Origin of the sequence: Lonsdalea quercina subsp. quercina, assembly GCF_000688655.1 — a bacterium.
Classification (GTDB): Bacteria; Pseudomonadota; Gammaproteobacteria; order Enterobacterales; family Enterobacteriaceae; genus Lonsdalea; species Lonsdalea quercina.
The window spans coordinates 51520-66774 of the sequence record NZ_JIBO01000011.1 but is presented as its reverse complement, the minus strand read 5'-3'; the positions used below and the strand labels follow the sequence as shown (position 1 = coordinate 66774).

Sequence of the window (15255 nt, the reverse complement as noted above, 5' to 3'; positions counted from 1 at the left end):
TTTGGCGCAGGTAAAACCTCGCGTCGCCAACCTTTAGAACACCGAAGCAGGAAGAGAGGTGTCGAACTGTGCCGGTATGCCCTTGCCGTCAGGCATACCGGGGCGCAGGGCTAAAGCAGGATTATTTGACTTGGGCGGATTTGGCGAGAAGCTGAGCCGGACTGACCTGCCATTGACATACGCCAGGGCCGGAAGGGTCGAACTGCACGTCGGCCACGGCAGACGTGGCGAACATCGGCGCCGTTTCTTGCGGACAAAGGGCCGCGACCAGGTAGCCGACCAGCGGCAAATGCGAGATCACCAGCACAGCACCGACGCCCTGAGAAGACAGCACTTCGAGATAGTCACGCACCTGTTCGGCGCTGCCGCCCGGCGTGAGTTCCGGCAGGCATTCATCCTTTACCGGCAGTTGCCATACATCCCTGACGGCCTGCAACGTTTGCTGAGCACGCAGGAACGGGCTAACCAGAACGCGATCAATGTCGATACCCTGGCCAGACAACCAAACGGCCATCTGACGAGACTCATCACATCCACGAGCACTGAGAGGACGAAGCGCATCACTGGCCGCGTCAGGTATGGCATCGCCGTGACGCATGATCAAAACTTGCATATTACACCGCTATATTGATGAAAAAGCTGTGCGTGCCGCGAGAGGAAAGGCGGTGCCGACGCTCGTGCATCCGGCTGCGCCTGACCGACGTAAACACACGGTTTAGGAACGAATTGCTGGCGTTTTAACCAGACCGAAGCGCATTTTTTTACTCTAATTGGCTGCCGATAGCAACCTAACGACCGACGCCAGCAGGAAACGCACGAATTTTTACGCACGCGCGTCTGATATAATCCTTTGATTTTCAGTGAGTTGTAAAAACGCGCCCCCCCCTCACCCATACAAAAAATAGGACATCATGTTGTTTTTTGTGCTGACGGTTAGCCACCTTAATTACCCCGCCATTGGACGATGGTCTGAATAATCAGACCGACCCCTTTCAGCTTAGTTCGCACGCGCGTGACGGGAGATAGGATGTCTGAAGAATTTCTTACGGAAATCAGCGGTATCTTGGAGCGGGGAGTGTTGCCGGAACGTCCGGAAGTCGAGATTCGGAGGGAGCATCCCTCCGATACGCACCGTTTAGCGCAGGCCCAGTTGGAAAATCAGGGTTTCCGCCTGGCAGGAGAAAGTGAAGTCGATGTCCATCTTAATGCCACCTTCAACCTCAGCGAACGTGCTGTCGATCACGCAAGGCTCCGATTCCACGGAGCGAGCTTTGTCGATCAACGTCTTTTGCATGGCTTCCGCTTCAGCGCGGTCAGCAAACACCCGGCTATACGAGGCGGTGCAATCGGTATTGTCCATGATGGTGCCCACATCGACACAGCAACAGGCGGCCGTTTCTTCAGCGCTGCATTTGTTCATTGGATTGGTCATTACAAAACTCCTCTGCGGTGATACCTGGAGGCCAGGCACATACCGGATCATAAAAAGTCGTCTCATTTTACCCGCCGAAAAGCAGGAGCACTAGGACTTACTGAAACTAAGGATATTAACGCCGAAGTATTACCCCGGTACTCCCTGTTCGGCCCTATCTATGCCCGCTCTTTTGCCCGCGAAAATGACTCACACATCAGACACTGATTTAACAAAAACAAAACAATTAAAGATCAAAACATTGATGATCGAATCTTTTTGTAACTGGTCTGATTTGTCACAAAGAAGAGCCAACCTACAATGCGCGTCCTTTTGTTACCGTTTTACGATGTAACAGCGCACAACAACAAAATACAATGAGGTTTGGTCATGCACCAGAAAGGCCGGCTGAAAAAAACATCGCTTGCTGTAGCTCTAGCGCTGTTCTCCAGCCATGCATCCGCCGCGGGTTTCCAGCTTAATGAATACTCCACGTCCGGTCTGGGACGCGCTTTCTCCGGCGAAGGCGCCGTCGCCGACAACGCGACGTCAGGCAGCCGCAATCCCGCCACCATGACCTTATTTGACCGGCCCGCGTTCTCTATCGGCGCCATTTATATCGACCCGAACGTAAATCTACAGGGAAAAAACTCCCTGACGGGAAGCGACGATACCAGCGCGCATAACATTGCGCCCGCGCAGTGGGTCCCAAACCTGCACTTCATCATGCCGCTGAACGATCGCTGGTCCGTCGGCGCATCCGCCGTGACTAACTATGGGCTGTCGACGGAATTTCCCTCCGACTACGCCGCAGGCTCCATTGGCGGCACGACCAAGCTACTGACATCGAACCTCAACCTCAGCGCCGCGTATCGTATGAACCAGCACTTTAGCTTCGGACTGGGCGTTGACGCGGTCTATGCAAAAGCGAAAATTGTGCGTACCGCGGGCGAACTGGCCTACATTCCAGCTTCCAGAGGCGGCCTGGCGGGCGTGGTTAACGGCCCTTCATCAGAGATAGCGCATCTGGAAGGCGAAGAGTGGGGTTACGGCTGGAACGCCGGTATTTTGTACGAAGTCGACGATAACAACCGCATCGGCCTGACCTATCGCTCTAAAGTCGACATCGACTTCAAGGGCGATTATAAAAATGACCTGCCCCGCGTCATCGCAACCAGCACCACGACGGGCACGGGCGGCCAGTACATTCCAGGCGCGCTGACGCTTTCACTGCCAGAGATGTGGGAGTTCTCCACCTATCACCGGGTCGCGCCTAAATGGGCAGTTCATTACAGCTTCACTTATACCAGTTGGAGCCAGTTCGAAGAGCTAAGAGCCACCGGCAGCAACAATCAGCAGCTGTTCGAGAAGCAAGAGCATTTCCGCGACGCCTATCGCATGGCGCTCGGCACCACCTATTATTACAACGATAACTGGACTTTCCGCAGCGGTATCGCGTTTGACGACAGCCCGGTACCGGCGGAGAACCGCTCCATCTCTATTCCGGATCAGGACCGCTTCTGGATTAGCGCCGGGACCACCTACGCGTTCAATAAAGACGCGTCCGTCGACCTGGGCATCTCTTACATGCACGGTAAGACCGTGACCATTAATGAAAAAGTGGCTGACAACTCGCCTGCGACCTACAGCTTCACTTCGAAAGGCACCGCCTGGCTGTACGGCATCAACCTGAACTACCGCTTCTGACAAGCGTGCGTCCCGCACCAAGGCTCATCCAGGTGCGGGATACTTTGTGGATGCACGTTTATGCCACGATCAAAAAAGGCCGCTTATGCGGCCTTTTTTATGCGCTATTGAAGCAGAATCGGAATTATTCCGGTTTCACTTCCATATAGTTCAGTTTCAACGTGCTGCTGGTGTAGCTACGGATCTTGTTGGTCAGCTCAATGTCGCCATCCAGTTTTTCACCGTAGGAAGGGATGATTTCCTTCAACTTAGCCTGCCATTCCGGCGTCGCGATTTGGGTCTTGAAGACCTTATTCAGCACGTCCAGCATGATTGGCGCAGCGGTAGAAGCGCCCGGAGACGCACCCAGCAGCGCAGCGATGGTGCCATCCTGAGAGCTGACGATTTCGGTGCCCAGCTTCAGCACGCCGCCTTTATCTGCGTCTTTTTTGATGACCTGAACGCGCTGACCGGCAACACTCAGCTTCCAATCTTCTTTCTTGGCGTTCGGGAAGTATTCCTGCAACGCCGCGAAACGGTCGTCATCGTTCATCATCACCTGGCTGATCAGGTATTTCACCAAATCAAAGTTATCCAGACCAACATGCACCATCGGCATTAAGTTGGAGGTACTGACTGATGCAAACAGATCCCACAGCGAACCATTTTTCAGGAATTTGCTGGAGAAGGTTGCGAACGGCCCGAACAGCACAACTTGTTTGCCGTTGAAGACACGGGTATCCAAATGCGGAACGGACATCGGCGGCGCACCTACGGAGGCTTTACCGTAAACCTTCGCCATGTGACGTTTCACGACATCAGGATTGTCGGTCACCAGGAATTCGCCGCCGACGGGGAAGCCACCGTAATTATCAGCTTCAGGAATACCCGATTTCTGCAGCAACTGAAGCGCCGCGCCGCCTGCACCGATGAAGACAAATTTCGCTTTGATTACGCTTTCTTTGCCATCATTCTTCAGGTCAGCAACGACCACGTTCCAGGTGTTATCGCTATTGCGCTTCAGGTCACGAACTTCATGATTCAGCTGTAAAGAGAAGTTCGGGTTCTGCTTCATGGAGTCAACCAGCTGGCGGGTCACTTCACCGTAGTTGACGTCGGTACCAATCGGCATACGGGTAGCGGCGACCTTCTGATTCGGATCGCGGCCTTCCATCACCAGTGGAGCCCACTCTTTGATGGTATTGGCGTCGCTGGAGAATTCCATCCCGCGGAAGAGCGTGCTGTGCTGCAATGCGTTGTAGCGCTTATGCAGGAAATCGACGTTGTCGTCGCCCCAGACAAAACTAATGTGGGGAACGCTGTTGATGAAGGAGGAGGGATCCTTCATCACGTTATTTTTAACTTGATAGGACCAGANCTCGCGTGAGATTTCGAATGCTTCGCTGATTTCAACGGCTTTGACGATTTCGACCGAGCCGTCAGGTTTTTCCGGGGTATAGTTCAACTCCATAAAAGCAGAGTGCCCGGTACCCGCATTATTCCAGCCGTTTGAACTTTCCTGGGCAACGTTATCCATACGCTCGACCATATTGATGGTCCAGTTGGGCTCTAGTTCTTGCAGGTAGGTGCCCAATGTTGCACTCATAACGCCGCCGCCGATCAGTACTACATCCACGGTTTTATCCTCTTCTGCCACAGCAGATTGCGTTACTCCCATGATCCCTAAACAGAGGACCGAAATGAGTAGTTTTTTCATGCTTTACATCTCTTAATGTGAATTATTATCCCTGCAGGTGAAACAAAGTCATCCCATCCCGACGAGCAAGATAACGGTACAGAAGTGGTGAAAGAGCAGTAAGACTGCTTTTGGTCAAAATTTTGCTAGATCAAAACGAGTCTGGCTGCCCGTTCAGAGCTGCTGAAACGTCACTCTCACAAACAGGGTAGCATTATTGTTACATGGCTGATGAAAATAAATTTATGTAATTAAATAAACATTCAACAGACCGGTAACTTCTCACAAACAATCTCTTATGTGAAGATCTAAAAGGCGAGTCAAGAAAAAACAACGAATAAGGGCGCCCGAAGGCGCCGCTAAACGTTCTTACGAAGCGCATATTTATTGCGCGTCGATTTCCTGAAGACTGCTTTCAATTTCTTTGGCATTCGGGTTCACCGGCGCTGGCCCCGCCCCGCCGCTCGCCAAGAAATCATGACGCTGGAAGTAGGCTTCACGCATCATCAGATAAGGGTCGGACGAGTTCTTCAGCAGACCGTCGGAATCCAGCAGCTGCGCGCGCGTCTCCAACCCTTCAATCATCCATTTACCCGCAGACATCCAGAAAGTCAGGTAGCTTAACGGTGGGTATAACGTATCAACGAGATTCCCGCCGTCTTCACGAAGCGTCGCGCTACCGTATCCCGGCAGTACCACGTAGGGACCATAGGCCACATCGTAATATCCCAGCGTGCTCCCAAAGCGACGAGGCTCTTCTTTTTTCGCAAGCTTGGGGTTGGCCATGGTGGCAACGTCAATCAGACCGCCCATCCCGACGATGGTATTAAGAAAGAAACGGTTAAAGTGGATCATCGCTTCGTACGGTTTGCCCTCGGCGAAATAATTCACCATCGCGGCCGGTTCCGACAGGTTGTCGAAGAAATTGGTTAAACCGTTACGAGCGGGGTGCGGGACGTAATCACGCCAGACCACGGCGGCGGGTCTCACAAGATAGGGGTCTAACAAATAGTAGTTAAAGCTGAACATGCTTCGGTTGAAGCCTTCCAGAGGATCTGAACGCTCTTGCTGTGAGGTATCTCTGGAACTGGCGCACGCAACGAGCAACAGACTTGCCAAAACCACACCCCCGAGGCGGAAATTCATAACCATTCTCCCTGCTTAATTTTTGTATGCCCTTGTAAAAAAGCACCGTTTACCGATGGCGGCGGAAACGTTATGCCGCATTTAGTGTATCACCATACGAAAAATCCACGCCCCACGGCGTTAACCCGCGACATCGTGACGATGTATGTTACCCGCTCTCAGCGAAGCAGCTGGCTTCGACTGTTCCTATTCCAGCACGAATGCTTATGACCGGTGGACTGGATCCTTCAGCAACGCCGTCATAATGACCGCGGAAATCGCTATGTCGCTGCGCCATCACGATAAAACCATCTAAAGACGCAAAAGCTAATACCATACTCCGCCCTCTTAGGTCATTAACGCGAACGGCTGCAAACCTAATTTTTGCTAAGGCATGAACTGAGCAATGCGACGCTGCATCCGCCCGAGCACCGGTTCACGCTCTAGCTTCTCCCGGTTCAATCCTCCGAAAAAGCCGCGCGGCAATGAAGACTGGCTATGCTTATAAGTCAGTTTCCGCCATTACGATGTCAACGAAAAAACTAGTTATGAGTGAACCTCGTTCAAAAAACAGCCGCAACATAGAAAGTGACGAAAGCCGTCAGGGACAAGATATCATCGTGGATGAGCATGCCCTGCCCTCCCCAGCCGCGGCTATCCATGAACGCATCCGACAGGAAGGTCAAAAAGAGCTGGTCCGAGACGGCAGAGCACTTTTGTGGTCCGCCATCGCCGCCGGTCTGTCGATGGGGACCTCGCTCATCGCCATGGGCCTGCTTCACGCCGAGCTTAAAGGCGTGACGGGCGCTCACCTGCTGGAGAGTTTGGGTTACACGCTGGGCTTCATCATCGTCATCATGGCGCGCCAGCAGCTGTTTACGGAAAACACCGTCACGGCCGTATTGCCTATTATGCATCAACCTAGCATGCACAACTTTCGCCTGTTGTTGCGGCTGTGGGGACTCGTCCTGTTCGGCAATCTCATCGGCACCGCATTGGCGGCGTTGGGCTATACGGTATTGCCCGTATTCAGCGCAGAGGTGCGCCATGCCTTCTCGGACATCGCCCTTCATGTAATGGAGAATCCCCCCGAAGAGATGTTTGCCAACGCCATGATCTCGGGCTGGATTATCGCCACGATGGTGTGGATGCTGCCTAACGCCGGAAATGCGAAAATTTTGGTGATTATCACTATGACCTGGCTTATTTCGGCCAGCAGCCTGACGCATATTGTGGCGGGAGCGACGGNGATTTTTTATTTGGTCTTCAATCAGCAACTAACATGGCAGGCGTTCATATGGCCCTTCGCCCTGCCAACATTGGCAGGCAATATCATCGGAGGCACCTTTGTTTTCGCGCTTATTAGCCATGCTCAAATTCGTAGCGACCTGCCGGGCAAGGACAAAAAAGCCGTCAAACTCGACGACGAAAAGGACGACCCATCACGCTGAAGTGGTGGAGGAATAAGCAAACGCACCGCCAAGTGCTTATAGACGCGGCGAAATCGAGTATAATGCCCGGCAGCCGCGTCCCCATAGTTAAATGGATATAACGAGCCCCTCCTAAGGGCTAGTTGTAGGTTCGATTCCTGCTGGGGACGCCATATCACAAATCTCCCAGGGCCTATCGCCTTCTACGTTATTCGATAAATTCAGATCCATAATTCACTGCTTCGTACGCTCTCATCCTGGGAGTAATGACTAAATTCAGCTTTTTGGCGGGCAGATAACGTCGATCTTATTCGTGGGGATGCAAAAGGTAAATAACATCGCCACGCCATTCTTTGCTTTGCGAAACAGTCGCGATAAAAAGGGGTGAGTAATTTCTTTCTTACGAACAGCTCAATCGGGTGGAAAATAACGTCACTTTCAAATGAAGCAGAGGATAGTGTCATCAGCCATGAGCTGTTTTCATTATAGCTTATCAACACACAATAAAACCCATCCGTAATAAATCATGCCGTTCAAGCCTCCCTTCATTAACTTGAATAATAAAGTTTATTGAATCAGTGGTTATATGCAAATCCAAAATGTAGCCTGACACCATACCCCCTCCAGTTTTAGAACAAAATCAACATTAAAACCTAGGATTTAGACTTTTTATGTCAGCATCAATTGAAGATAAGGCAAAGAAAATAATTTATAAGATCGCAAAAGAGACAATCAAAACACTTAATCATTATTCATCTCACACTTGATTATTTTCTTAGGATTTTTTATTTAAACTGCTAATGAGCTAACAGTATTCACATTCACGGCAGTAATCACTCCCCTCCAATCCTGGAAGGAAGTGATTCCGTAACTGACTGATATTGAAAATAATTATCTACTTAGCCCCAGACAACGGAGTCACCCCCATCGCCTTCGGCCTGGTAGCGCCACTTACCGAGAGAGCATGTTCGTCAAGGTAAGATCACCGCTTCATAGTCAATAATTTCATGATTGATAAAAACCATGCTTCAGTATTTTTCTGCATAGGCGCATACGGTATTTTTGATATTGTAATTACCTTCTTTTCCGTTTTTGACGTTAAATGCATGAGCGTAATAATAGGAAGAATGCTCACTCGTCCAGTACCATCCATTATTTTCATCCGTAACCCATCCATCATAAGGAATCATAAAACCCCACTCATTTAACAAGCGATTAAATTCGTTGGTGGTTGGGAATTCATTGGGGTTGGTATACCAATACAAATCTCCGAATTCTGTAAAATAGAGGTCGATAGTAAAGGTATAATCAACTGTTTCCCCAGTATCTGTATCAGACACATGGATGTTATATTCTTTATCAGGATTGACGCTGCTTCTCGATTGGGAAAATTTGAATACCCCTGTGTGGCCGGAAGAAGAAACGACGGACAACACATCATTTCCTTCAGTGATGCTCCATGAATAATTTCCACTTCCTCCTGACACATCCATAGAAAATTGTGCATTGTTCCAGGCTACTGTTGGACCCCCAGACGGGAACGTTTGGTTAACATTATAAATGCGTTGGATGTTAAGAGGAGTTGTTTCCTGGGAGAAATGAACCGTGGCGGTCGCCGTTTTGTCTCCCACGGCTGCCCTGATCGTCACGGACTCAACCTTCGTATCCTTCACGGAGGCATAGGCATTGCCGTCGCTATCAGTAGTCGTGCTATAGGTAGTGCTGTCATTATCAAAGGTGGCACTGCCTGAGGTGATGGTAAACATAACGGTCTGCCCAGAAAGCGGCTTGAGGGTAGTATTGTCAGTGACCGTTGCACATACGCGGTTAACAGATTTTCCGTTTGCCTGAGCATTATCAGATACCACGTTCAGGACCAGAGAAACGTCAGTTGAAGGTGTAGCTGAAACAAAAGTGGCGGTCACTGAGCCATAAACAACAATGTTATCCTGGAGATAAGCGGTCAGTCTCGTTTTGCCAGCGGTAGTACTGGTAAACGGCAGGGAGGCCCGCCCCTTGCTGTCAGTGGTTATATCTGCCGTGTTTAGCCCATTGATGAAGACAGCGCCATTTGTTAGCGCCACAGAAACGCCCACACTCGGAACGGGGATTGCCCCGCTGAACGTTTGTAGCTCTACCAGGTTTTGGTCCTCACCATCAGCTTTCGCGTCGTCGACGGTCAGCAGAAGATTTAGGGTATCGGTTTTATTACTCGATTGGGTGAACGTTGCAGCCAGCGAGCTATGAACAGAGGCATCGTTTTGAAGCGCAACCTCCACCACGACGGTTTCAGCTATCGTGTCAACCAGACTGGCGGAGACGGCCCCCAAGCTGTTGGTTGAAACGACAATGGATGACAAGCCATTCGAAAAAACGGCAGAGCCTGAAGTAATACTGAAAACGACGGGTTCCCCGGATACGTAACTATTGCCATTCATGACAACGGCGCTCGCGCTGACTAAGTCAGCACCATTCGCAATGGCAGAATTGGGGGTGAGTGTGAAATTTTCAATAATCAAAATATTTTCTCCGGCGCGATGTGCGCTGATTAAAGGTCTTATTTCAAGGTTGAAGCACTGACAGATAAATAGACGGACCCACCTGAGTCCCGGCAAAACATAAGCAAAAATCGCGCTTCACAGATCCGTGGAGGCAGATTGAATGAGCCGAATAATGGGTTAGTGATTCTTCATCAAGAAGAGTTTCCGCAATGCCGTTCAACATGCCTGTTCCGAGAGATCTTTCAAGGTTCAGCAGAACGCATGCAAATTGATCTGAACAGCCAGCTATAACGACAGCGTAGCTGGCGCTGGTCCTGACCTTCAGCGTCTCTGCCCACGAGCCTGGTGACTGCGTTGTTTCGAAGTACAACAAGCCGGGGAGTAGCCCAACGACTACCGTACTTGAAGAATAGATAATGTTAAGGATATCAACCTTACCAAGAGTATATGTTCCAAAATAAACACGTGGCTGAAAACGAAAGTTGGCCTTGCTCACGGCATCGTCACTCACTTCAACTTCAGCAGAGTCTTGTAGGGATGAGTGAAGCTCAATCCCGCCTTCATTTTTTTCATAAATTGGGTATTCAAAGAAAGGGCAGACGCTATATGTTTCTCATATTTGTTTTAAACGCAAAATCAACGATAACGTTAGACTGAAACTTTACAGGCTAGCGCTAATAGGAAAGGGAGAGAGAGAAAGTCCTAAATTTTTATCATATAAAACAATCAAATCGGCCTACAAGAACCGGACAGAGCGAGATCACGAAAATGACGCATCCCTTTCAAGAGGGGCTTTCCGTGAAGGGTCACCCGCTACCGACAACAAGCCCGTATTCTCTCATCCGGTTAGAAACAACATGTTCGTCTGGCCGTTACCAACCCCCGTTTTGTCTTCCTATTGAACCGTTCCGGCAGCATTTCCAGCACCTGTTGTTGACTTGTTTTTTCAGCGCCCAGGCGAAGCTGCTCTGGGATATTCAGGTCAACCTCTATAGTAGAACTTCAGAATTAACATCACTGACGACAATGAACGCACGAAAATGCCCCCCACATCAGCACATCAGCACATCAGCACATCAGCACATCAGCACATCAGCACATCAACACATCAGCACATCATGTACAGAATCGAACCCTCGAGACTGATCGACTGTTCCGCCGTCACCAGAAGCAAAAAGGTGTACAGGCAGGCGTCGCTTTGCCGGGCGACCAAAATTCAATTGCACCATGTAGTCTTAGCGATTGGGTCTTTATGATTCCACGCACGTCCCGCCTGCAGGATATCGGGCTAAACATTTTAGAGATATGTTGCGTGAAACGTTTCGCCAAAAGCCCTCACGCACCACAGACGGCCCTCCTCCTATGCCTTTACGACCCCACATAATGTTGTCCAGGTATTCAACCTGTTGATCTTCTTTCAACTCTTATTTATTTGAGACCATGCATTCACGACAGGACTGAAATAAAATTCCACATAGCCAAATTTTTATTTCTATATATCGATTACTGTTTATTCTCATTGACTCAAAATATGAATAATGTAGATATTAGATTGTCAGAAAGACAAAAACATTTCTTTTGTTCGACCATACCGTTCAGGTAGGGTCCAAGGAGCCAGTATGTCCAACATGATCTATTTGAAGTTAACGGGGAAAAAGCAAGGCTTGATTTCATCAGGCTGTTCAAACATGAATTCCACCGGGAAACGGTTTCACCTTTCCCATGACAATGAAATATGTGTTTATAAACTAATAAACACATTATCACGAGATGACTATGATCCCTTTCGACACGTCGACATAATAAAACCCATTGATAAATCCACGCCGCTTTTGGCCAATGCATTGAATGAAAAGGAAAGGTTGACCTGTGAGTTTTTCTTCTTTCGGACGGTGGAATATGGCAGAAAGGAACTCTATTTTAAATTTATCCTGCAGAACGCTTTTCTCACGGACATTCGCTTTATTTACCCTAACTCATTGTTAAATATAGATTGTAATCCACATGAGAGCATATCTTTCGCCTACTCATCGGCCATTTTCGAACATGTTAAAGGGCAAACGCGATCTTTGCTGACAGGGAATGAATCCGTGCAACAAAGTGATTATATTTGAAATGACGGCATATGAATGAGATCATGAATAAACGAAACCATTATCAATCAGAAAGTCATACTTAAAGACAGCATCTCTTAATTATATATATTAAGCATAGGTTGACCCATCGCGTTCTGTCATGAAAGATGAAATTAAACCCATCATGCGAAAAACATATCATTTGTATATTGATGAATTAATGCTGGAGAGGATTTTAGTTAAGAACAGAGAGAAACCTTTATCCGAATAAAACCAGACAGAATTTATAAACCGTTTCTTTATAAACCTGAACACATCATCGGAGAAATGTAAGCTAATCGATATATTCAAAGAGTAAAAAACGGATATTACGCGTGTCATACCGCATACAGACGAATGGATACCGTGCCGGCGGTATCCTTAACTCGCGTCAGATCGCCTCAATAGCCACTTTACGGTTGCCGATCGACTACATTATCTTAGCCATCGAATTATACGGCGGCGCGAGGGTCGAAGAGACCATCAGCGTAACCGTTCTTCCTATCAGTAAGGTGCTAATCAATGAAACTTTTCATCTATGAACACTGTCCGTTCTGCGTTAAAGCCAGAATGATTTTCGGTCTCAAGGCTATCCCTCATGAGCTGTCCGTGATTATGGAAGGCGATGTCGAAACGCCAACCCGCATGGTCGGACGCAAGGTTGTCCCGATACTGCAAAAAGAGGATGGCAGCTACATGCCGGAAAGCATGGATATCGTGCATTACGTCGNCGCGATCAAAGCGCCGCTCATCGTCGACAAGCCGGTCGACCCGACCCTTGAAGCCTGGAGCAAAGCCGCCACGGGTCCGGTGTTCAAATTGGCGGTTCCGCGTTTTACCCAAGCGGACTTCAAAGAGCTGGCCACGCCGGAAGCGCGTGAAGCCTATCGAATCCGGGAAGAGAAAGCCTTTGGCGATCTGGAAGCGCTGATGGCTCAGACGCCAGAACTGATCGCAAATGTCGAGCAACAGCTCGCTGAGCTGGAGCCGTTGCTGGCACAGCCGACAGCCATTTCCACCAGCGACTTTGTCCTGTTCCCAATACTGCGCTCTCTGACCATCGTCAAGGGCATCCAGTTCGGCCCGAACGTCGCCGCCTACCTCAAACGCGTCGCCGATGCCACGCAGGTCGNCCTGTTCACCGCCAAAGCCTTGTAAAAACCGCCACCTCACCCGTAGAGCATCAGCGCTCGGGTGAGGTCACCGCCAACACCGCTTTCAAGGGCAGCGTCGACCCCAATCAGACGCCGCCGCCGTTGTGCCACAGTAAAGCCGCTGCCGGGCTTCTTCTTCAACAATCCAAACGGCGGTTGGGGATTCCCTGCGCTGTGGATCGNCGGCCTGATCGCGCTGGCGTTAGTCGGCGACGGGCCTTATGCCCTGAAACCGACGAGATCGCGTCAAGCCTGATCCCGCTTCATCCGGGGCCTGTGCCTGACGCCAGCCCCGGTGCTATTCTCTCTCTTGCCGCTGCGGCGCACTGCCGTAGCCGATTTATCTACAGCGAGGGACCGTATGGATAATTCACTGATCATTTTTTTGCACGGCATCGGCGGCTATGGCCGCTATTTCGCTTCCGTGGCCAAGCGTTGGCAACAACAGTGGCCGGCCACACATTTCGCCCTTCCCGATGGCCCTTTTCCCTTCACGCAAGGCGAGGGATTTCAATGGTTCGATATCGATGACGATACTCCCACCTTACGCAACGCCCGCATCGTCGCCGCACGTACCACGTTCGATGCCGTTATTCAGCAAGCGATAGACCAATACCAGATGACTGAACACCCGGAACGGGTCGCGCTGGTCGGGTTTTCTCAGGGCGCAATCATGGCGCTGGATACACTGACGTCGGACCGCTGCCCCTATGGCGCAATCGTCGCCTTCTCGGGCTATCTGCCGGTGTTTACCGATGCTCGCATGGCGCGCCGAACACCGGTCGCGCTGATACACGGCATGGAGGACGACAAACTGCCCTGGCAGCATAGCCAGCAGACGGAACGTGCATTGACGCAGGCCGGGGTTAACTGCGAACTGCATTTGCTGCCGAACGTCGATCACCGCGTCTCCGTTACGGGCGCCAACCTTGCCAGCGACTTCCTCGCCCGCATCATGCGTTAATCACGCTCCGGCGACGCGTCGCCGGGGATTTCGAGTTGTAACTCAGCGTGGTTATCGTTTACTCTCCCTCCCGAATCCGAGCACTACCTTGTCCGTATCAGGAGGAGTCTGACGGCTATGCAAGGCTACGCCTATTCCCAATTTCCCCGGCTGTGCGCGCTGATGTTTAGCACCCTGCTCACCCTCATCAGCGGCTGCGATAATCAGAACAGCGCCAGTCCCACTTTACCGTCTTCCACCACCGCTCACGACGGCTGGCCGCGCACGTTCCAAACGTTAAAAGGCCCGCTGACGCTGCAACATCCGCCGCAGCGCATCGTCTCCACCAGCGTCACCATTACCGGTACGCTGCTGGCGATTGATGCGCAGGTGATTGGTTCCGGCGCCACCAGCCGCAATTCAACGGTGTCCGACGATCAGGGCTTTTTTATTCAGTGGGGACGAGAAGCCAAAGCGCGCAACGTNAAACCGCTGTACATCACCGAGCCGAATGCGGAAGCCATTGCCGCGGCGTCGCCGGACCTGATCGTCATTGCCGCCACCGGCGGCGATTCCGCACTGAAACTCTATGACCAGCTTTCCGCCATCGCCCCAACGCTGGTGATCGACTATGGCGATAAAAGCTGGCAGCAGTTAGCCGAACAGCTGGGAGAAGCGACGGGCCGCGAAAAAGAGGCCCATGACGTCGTCGACCGCTTCGAACGACGCGTACAGTCGATCAAACAGGCGATTACGCTGCCGCCGCAGCCGGTTTCAGCGCTGGTGTATTACGAAGATGGCCGGGGGGTAAATATCTGGACCCGCGCTTCCGCGCAAGGCCAGCTCCTGTCGGAGTTAGGGTTCCAGTTGGCGGAACTGCCGCCCAATCTGCCGACCGAGACCAGCCAGGGTAAACGGCGGGACATCGTGCAGATTTCGGGGGAGAACATGGCCGACAGCCTGAACGGCAAGTCTTTGCTGCTGTTCTCTGCGGATGAAAGAACGGTCGGAAACCTGATGAATAACCCGTTCCTGCGTCATATAGAACCCGTCGTGCAACAGCGCGTGTGGGCGATGGGGCCGGATACGTTCCGGCTTGATTATTACAGCGCCAGCAATATGCTGAACAATATCGAGCATTTTTTCCGTAAGCCCCAATGATTCATGTCCCCGATACGGCCGCGTCCCTGCGGCC

At 50.8% G+C, this 15255-nt stretch carries 11 protein-coding genes and 1 tRNA gene; 7 read left to right on the top strand and 5 right to left on the bottom strand.

The genetic code is table 11. The features are described from left to right. Nucleotides 1-121 precede the first annotated feature (121 nt). Together sixA and RZ35_RS12120 are read right to left on the bottom strand one after the other, a co-directional pair. On the bottom strand, nucleotides 122-613 hold the full coding sequence (gene sixA / locus RZ35_RS12125; RefSeq protein ID WP_026743552.1) for a phosphohistidine phosphatase SixA: 492 nt from the start codon (nucleotides 611-613) through the stop codon (nucleotides 122-124). Between the two features lie 522 nt (nucleotides 614-1135). Beyond that, complete coding sequence (locus RZ35_RS12120; protein ID WP_074728140.1) at nucleotides 1136-1432, bottom strand: YfcZ/YiiS family protein; 297 nt, start codon at nucleotides 1430-1432, stop codon at nucleotides 1136-1138. 369 nt (nucleotides 1433-1801) lie between these two features. Between RZ35_RS12120 and fadL the strand changes: the two genes are divergently transcribed. Beyond that, the gene (fadL, locus tag RZ35_RS12115; protein WP_026743550.1) at nucleotides 1802-3118 is read left to right on the top strand and encodes a long-chain fatty acid transporter FadL; all 1317 of its coding nucleotides are present in this window, start codon (nucleotides 1802-1804) and stop codon (nucleotides 3116-3118) included. 124 nt (nucleotides 3119-3242) lie between these two features. Here the strand turns inward: fadL and mqo are convergent, their stop codons facing one another. Then, nucleotides 3243-4814: a malate dehydrogenase (quinone) gene (gene mqo / locus RZ35_RS12110; protein ID WP_026743549.1), complete on the bottom strand. Its 1572-nt coding sequence runs from the start codon at nucleotides 4812-4814 to the stop codon at nucleotides 3243-3245. 363 nt (nucleotides 4815-5177) lie between these two features. Then, the gene (gene mlaA / locus RZ35_RS12105; protein ID WP_026743548.1) at nucleotides 5178-5939 is read right to left on the bottom strand and encodes a phospholipid-binding lipoprotein MlaA; all 762 of its coding nucleotides are present in this window, start codon (nucleotides 5937-5939) and stop codon (nucleotides 5178-5180) included. A gap of 527 nt (nucleotides 5940-6466) precedes the next feature. On the opposite strand from mlaA, the gene RZ35_RS12100 reads away from it, so the two are divergent. Further along, nucleotides 6467-7369: a formate/nitrite transporter family protein gene (locus RZ35_RS12100; protein ID WP_026743547.1), complete on the top strand. Its 903-nt coding sequence runs from the start codon at nucleotides 6467-6469 to the stop codon at nucleotides 7367-7369. Between the two features lie 77 nt (nucleotides 7370-7446). Further along, nucleotides 7447-7521: transfer RNA gene (locus RZ35_RS12095), tRNA-Arg, on the top strand. 855 nt (nucleotides 7522-8376) lie between these two features. On the opposite strand, the gene RZ35_RS12090 is transcribed toward RZ35_RS12095, so the two are convergent. Further along, nucleotides 8377-9867 carry an Ig-like domain-containing protein gene (locus RZ35_RS12090; protein WP_026743546.1) on the bottom strand — a complete coding sequence of 497 codons (1491 nt, stop codon included), beginning with the start codon at nucleotides 9865-9867 and terminating at the stop codon, nucleotides 8377-8379. A gap of 1601 nt (nucleotides 9868-11468) precedes the next feature. On the opposite strand from RZ35_RS12090, the gene tssD reads away from it, so the two are divergent. The 4 genes from tssD to fepB all read left to right on the top strand — a co-directional run bounded on the left by tssD (nucleotide 11469) and on the right by fepB (nucleotide 15221). After that, nucleotides 11469-11963, top strand: coding sequence for a type VI secretion system tube protein TssD (tssD, locus tag RZ35_RS12085; protein ID WP_026743545.1), 495 nt, complete (start codon nucleotides 11469-11471; stop codon nucleotides 11961-11963). Nucleotides 11964-12485: 522 nt separating this feature from the next. Beyond that, nucleotides 12486-13121 carry a glutaredoxin 2 gene (gene grxB / locus RZ35_RS12080; RefSeq protein WP_026743544.1) on the top strand — a complete coding sequence of 212 codons (636 nt, stop codon included), beginning with the start codon at nucleotides 12486-12488 and terminating at the stop codon, nucleotides 13119-13121. A 357-nt stretch (nucleotides 13122-13478) separates the two neighbouring features. Further along, nucleotides 13479-14081, top strand: a complete 603-nt coding sequence (locus RZ35_RS12075; RefSeq protein ID WP_026743543.1) for an alpha/beta hydrolase — start codon at nucleotides 13479-13481, stop codon at nucleotides 14079-14081. A gap of 117 nt (nucleotides 14082-14198) precedes the next feature. Then, entirely contained in the window at nucleotides 14199-15221 is a 1023-nt protein-coding gene (gene fepB, locus RZ35_RS12070) for a Fe2+-enterobactin ABC transporter substrate-binding protein (protein ID WP_026743542.1), read from the top strand. Nucleotides 15222-15255 lie beyond the last annotated feature (34 nt).

Excerpts from the sequence above, each read along its gene's own strand:
- sixA (WP_026743552.1), bottom strand. The coding sequence starts at position 613 with ATGCAAGTTTTGATCATGCGTCACGGCGATGCCATACCTGACGCGGCC.
- RZ35_RS12120 (WP_074728140.1), bottom strand. The coding sequence starts at position 1,432 with ATGACCAATCCAATGAACAAATGCAGCGCTGAAGAAACGGCCGCCTGT.
- fadL (WP_026743550.1), top strand. The coding sequence starts at position 1,802 with ATGCACCAGAAAGGCCGGCTGAAAAAAACATCGCTTGCTGTAGCTCTA.
- mlaA (WP_026743548.1), bottom strand. The coding sequence starts at position 5,939 with ATGAATTTCCGCCTCGGGGGTGTGGTTTTGGCAAGTCTGTTGCTCGTT.
- tssD (WP_026743545.1), top strand. The coding sequence starts at position 11,469 with ATGTCCAACATGATCTATTTGAAGTTAACGGGGAAAAAGCAAGGCTTG.
- RZ35_RS12075 (WP_026743543.1), top strand. The coding sequence starts at position 13,479 with ATGGATAATTCACTGATCATTTTTTTGCACGGCATCGGCGGCTATGGC.